The sequence below is a fragment of the Rhodovulum sp. PH10 genome, from assembly GCF_000293785.1.
Classification (GTDB): Bacteria; Pseudomonadota; Alphaproteobacteria; order Rhizobiales; family Xanthobacteraceae; genus Rhodoplanes.
The window spans coordinates 1-4,141 of sequence record NZ_AKZI01000172.1; the positions used below are offsets into that span (position 1 = coordinate 1).

The following is a 4,141-nucleotide window of genomic DNA, read 5'->3' on the forward strand; positions in this document are numbered from 1 at the left end:
TTCGAGTCGGGGCGGGGGGCGGAGCCCGGCGCCGGCGCGGCCTTGCGGGAGCCCGCCATCGGCTCGGCCTCGCGCCAGCAGGCGGTGAGCCGCAGCGCCGCGGCCAGGCTGATCTCGTGATAGAGGTCGGTCAGGGCATAGACCCGCCGCACCGAATGCCCGATCGCCGGATTGACGAACAAGAGGATGCGCTGGAGCACGTCGACCGGCAGCGCCAGCGCGCGCGCCGCCACCACCATCGCCTCGCCGCCGCGGTCGTTGACGACGCACTCGGCGAGGCTGCGCGACACCTGCAGCGCCCGTTCGAGCTCGCGGATGAAATCGCCCGGCCGGCCGGCCAGCACGCTCTCCTCGAGCCGCCGCGACACCGCCTCGGCCGGAACCGGCCAGCCGGTCGGGGCGAGCGGCTCGTCGCTGTCGAGCGCGCGCAGCATCTCGCGCCGCTCGCTGTCGGAGCCGGCGAAGAAGGCGGCGGTGGTGGCGCGGGCATCGGCGCGGCGGCGGCCGTTTTGCGGCGGCGGGGCGGGCGGCAGCTCGCCGACGCGCTTGCCCTGCAGGCGGGCCATCACCAGCTCGGGCACGCCCGGATAGGCGGCGAGTTTCCGCGCGACCAGCTCGCGCGTCGTCGGGTCGACCGCGTCGATCAGCCGGAGCGACAGCTCGACGAATTGGCGCTCCTCGTCGTCGCTGTGGATCGGTTTCTGCACGTAGAGGTCGGTGAGGACCCGCAACAGTGTCGGCTTCGGGTCGACACCGTGCCGGGCCAGCCCCACCAGGCTGTCCAGACCAGGAAACAAGGACGACATACGCGAACAAAGCCCCCGCCAGGTGGTCTCACGACCGGCAGGGAGCCTAGCGGGGCATCGTTAGCGGAGCCTTAACCCCAACGACCCGTTAACGAATTCGATCGAATTGAAGCGAATGTTCAGATCCGTGGCGAGGTGGTGTTCGCATGCCTCGCGACCGTCCGTGCCGACGTTTTCGCATGGCAGAAGGCCGCTTCGACTTGCGGGTGTTGCGCAACGTCCACGCCTCGACTGCAAGATCTTTTCGTTTAACGGATGATTAACCGAAGTCGATCCTTAATCGCGCGGGCAGGCTGCGGATCATCCCGATCCGAAGGAGGGGGCCCATGGGAACCATCGTCGTTTTCCCCGACGCCCGTCAGAGTTGGCGCCACGGGCAGATCCGGACCACACCCGGCGAGCCGGCGAGCATCATCATCCTCCCGGTCGTGCGAATCGCTCGCCACGAGGAGCCCAGTGATGAATTGGACGACGGCGGCACCGGAACCGGCCGGCGCAGGCGCCGTCGCCGCTCGGCACCGCAATGACCGTGTCGGCGTGAGCGGAGTGGGGATGTCGGGTTCGCCCGGCGCGTCCCGCGTCTCGCGGGGGGCGGGCGCGTGCGCCCGGCGCTTCGCTCTCGCGCTCGTGGGTGCGCTCGCGCTCGGCCTCGGCGGCTGCCAGACGAACGGCGACTTCGGCCGGGTGAAGCCCGGCCTGGTGTCGGACGGCGTGCACGACTGGATGGGCCCCGCGGTCGCCGCCAAGGCCGGCCTGCCGGCCTCCGCCTATCCTTTGACCGACGACGAGCGACATCTGCGCGATCTCGCCTTTCCGCTGATCCAGCCCTCCTACGAACGCGGCCGCTGGGAGCAGATCCTCGAGGAGTACGGCGTCACCCGTGGGGTGCGCGAGGAGTGGTGCGTCTTCAACATCGCGGCCTACGAGCAGGTGCTGATGGCGACGCCGTTCCGCTCGGCCACCGCCCGCTTCGCCCGCCTCAACGACGACATCCGGAACGACGTGGTCCGCATCCCGGCCTATGCCGCGATCGCCCGCCGCGTGCTCGATCTCGACATGAAGCGCGGCAAGAGCCTCGCGCACGTGACCGCGCTGACGCCGGCCGAGGCCGGCAATGCCGGCGCGCGGATGGCCGAGAACGCGCTGATCATGAGCTGGGTGCAGCAGTCGCTGGTGAACCGCGCGGCCTCCTACGGCTATGCGCTCGAGCGCCTCGTGATCGCCACGCCGATGCCGGCGGCGGTCGAGGTCGAGCATTCGCTGATGCTGCTCAAGACCCGCATCGCCGAGGCGCGCGTGCTGCCCGGGCCGCCGATCGCGCCCGGCACCATCGTGTTCGTCCCGTCCTATCCGCTGCCCGGCCTGCCGGAGATGCGGCGTGCCGTCACCTATTCGGTGACCAAATAACGACCGTCGGAGTGCCCTTGGAATGCAACGTATCGTCTTTCTCGACCGTGACACCATCGCGCCGCAAGTGAATGTCCGCCGCCCGTCCTTCCCGCACGACTGGGCCGAGTATCCCCGCACCGCGCCGCAGGACGTGGTGGCGCGGGCGCAGGACGCCGAGATCGTGATCATCAACAAGGTGAACCTGCGCGCCGACACGCTCGAGAAGCTGCCGAAGCTGAAGCTGGTGGCGGTGGCGGCGACCGGCACCGACTGCGTCGACGTCGCGGTGGCGAAGGCGCGCGGCGTCGCCGTCGCCAATATTCGCGGCTACGCGACCGCGACCGTGCCGGAGCACACCTTTGCGCTGATCCTGTCGCTCGCCCGCTCGATCGTGCCGTATCGCGCCGACGTGCTCGCCGGCGAGTGGCAGAAGGCGGCGCAGTTCTGCTTCTTCTCGAACCCCATTCTCGGGCTCTCGGGCAAGAAACTGGGCGTGGTCGGCGGCGGGTCGCTCGGCGGCCGGGTCGCCGCGATCGGCCGCGCCTTCGGCATGTCGATCGCCGTGTACGATCCCAAGCCCCCGGCGGGCGCGACGGATCTCGTGTCGTTCGACGAGCTGATCGAGACCTCGGACGTGATCACCTTGCACTGCCCGCTCACCGAGGAGACGCGCGGCTTTATCGGCATGGATCAGTTCCGGCGGATGAAGAAGAAGCCGATCCTGGTCAACACCGCGCGCGGCGGGCTGGTGGTCGAGGCCGATCTCGAGACGGCGCTCGACGAGGGGCTGATCGCCGCTGCCGGCATCGACGTGACGCTGCCCGAGCCGCCGGCGGCCGACAGCGTGCTGATGCGTCTCGCGACCCGCAAGAACGTGATCGTCACGCCGCACGTCGCCTGGGCCTCGACCGAGGCGCAGCAAGCGCTCGCCGATCAGCTGATCGACAACGTGGAGAACTTCGTCGCGGGCAAGCCGACCAATCTGGTCGGCTGATCGGGGGCGAGCGGACCGGCCGGTGACGACCCCGGTCGGGGCGGGTCGTTCACGCGATCTGCCCCTCGGCCGGACCGCTTCGCGGTCCGACCTCTCCCCGCTTGCGGGGAGAGGTGCAGGGCTGCCAGTCGCGATGCGTCTCCGCTCACCCCGCGAGCGTTTCGCGGGGCGGGGTCACCGCCTTGATCGCCCCCGAGATCGCCGCCGCGTCGGCATAGGGCAGCGGCAGGTACATCGCCCCCATCTCCTCGGCGATCTTTCGCGCCAACGGGCGGGGGTGGGGCGCCGTGTCGAGCAGCAGCGCCGTCAAGCCCTCGGCGCGCACCGAACGGGCGGACGCCAGCGCGTCCTCCTCCGCCTTGGGGCGGCCGGGCGAGCCGTCGCGGGCGATGTTGGCGGAGCCGTCGGTGAGCACGATCACGAACGGCGTCTGCCCCTTGCGGCGGATCTGGTCGGCCAGCACCACCGCGAGATCGAGCCCGCAGGCGAGCGGCGTGCCGCCACCGCCGGGCAACCCGGCGAGGTTGCGCTTCGCCCGCACCAGAGACCGTGTCGGCGGAAGAAGCAGCTCGGCCGCCTTGCCGCGGAACGACACCATCGCGACCTGATCACGCCGCACGTAGCACTCGGCGAGCAGAAGCTCGATCGCGCCCTTGGCTTCCGCGAGCCGGTGCAGCGCCGCCGAGCCCGAGGCATCGACCACGAAGATGGTGGCGGTCTCGGTCTTCTGCTTGAAGCGGGTGATGCGGAAATCGTCCTTGCGCACCTCGACCCGCGCGGCGCTCTCGCGGCCGCCGGCCTGCTCGCGCTCGCGCCGGCGCAGCGGCTGCCAGGGGGCGGCGGCGCGCAGCGTCTCGACCACGTTGAGGCGGGCGCCGCCCGAGCGCGGCTCGCCGCGCCGGGTGCCGGCGGGCCGTCCGCGCAGCTTCGTCTTCTGCAGATGCCCGGCGCG

5 protein-coding genes are annotated in these 4,141 nt (G+C 70.9%); 3 read left to right on the forward strand and 2 right to left on the reverse strand.

Features of this window, described 5'->3' with window-relative positions:
- Positions 1–797: DUF2336 domain-containing protein (locus A33M_RS20610; RefSeq protein WP_157223596.1), on the reverse strand; the 797-nt coding region annotated here is incomplete at its 3' end.
- Between the two features lie 335 nt (positions 798–1,132).
- Here A33M_RS20610 and A33M_RS20615 point away from each other — a divergent pair.
- From A33M_RS20615 to A33M_RS20625, 3 genes are read left to right on the forward strand one after another with little or no spacing between them, the layout of a single operon-like run.
- On the forward strand, positions 1,133–1,333 hold the full coding sequence (locus tag A33M_RS20615) for a hypothetical protein (RefSeq protein WP_040622250.1): 201 nt from the start codon (positions 1,133–1,135) through the stop codon (positions 1,331–1,333).
- A 25-nt stretch (positions 1,334–1,358) separates the two neighbouring features.
- Positions 1,359–2,213, forward strand: coding sequence for a hypothetical protein (locus tag A33M_RS20620; RefSeq protein WP_052027154.1), 855 nt, complete (start codon positions 1,359–1,361; stop codon positions 2,211–2,213).
- 22 nt (positions 2,214–2,235) lie between these two features.
- A complete protein-coding gene (locus A33M_RS20625; RefSeq protein ID WP_008391537.1) occupies positions 2,236–3,189 on the forward strand; it encodes a D-2-hydroxyacid dehydrogenase in 954 nt (317 codons plus the stop codon).
- A 145-nt stretch (positions 3,190–3,334) separates the two neighbouring features.
- On the opposite strand, the gene A33M_RS20630 is transcribed toward A33M_RS20625, so the two are convergent.
- Positions 3,335–4,141: VWA domain-containing protein (locus tag A33M_RS20630; RefSeq protein ID WP_052027155.1), on the reverse strand; the 807-nt coding region annotated here is incomplete at its 5' end.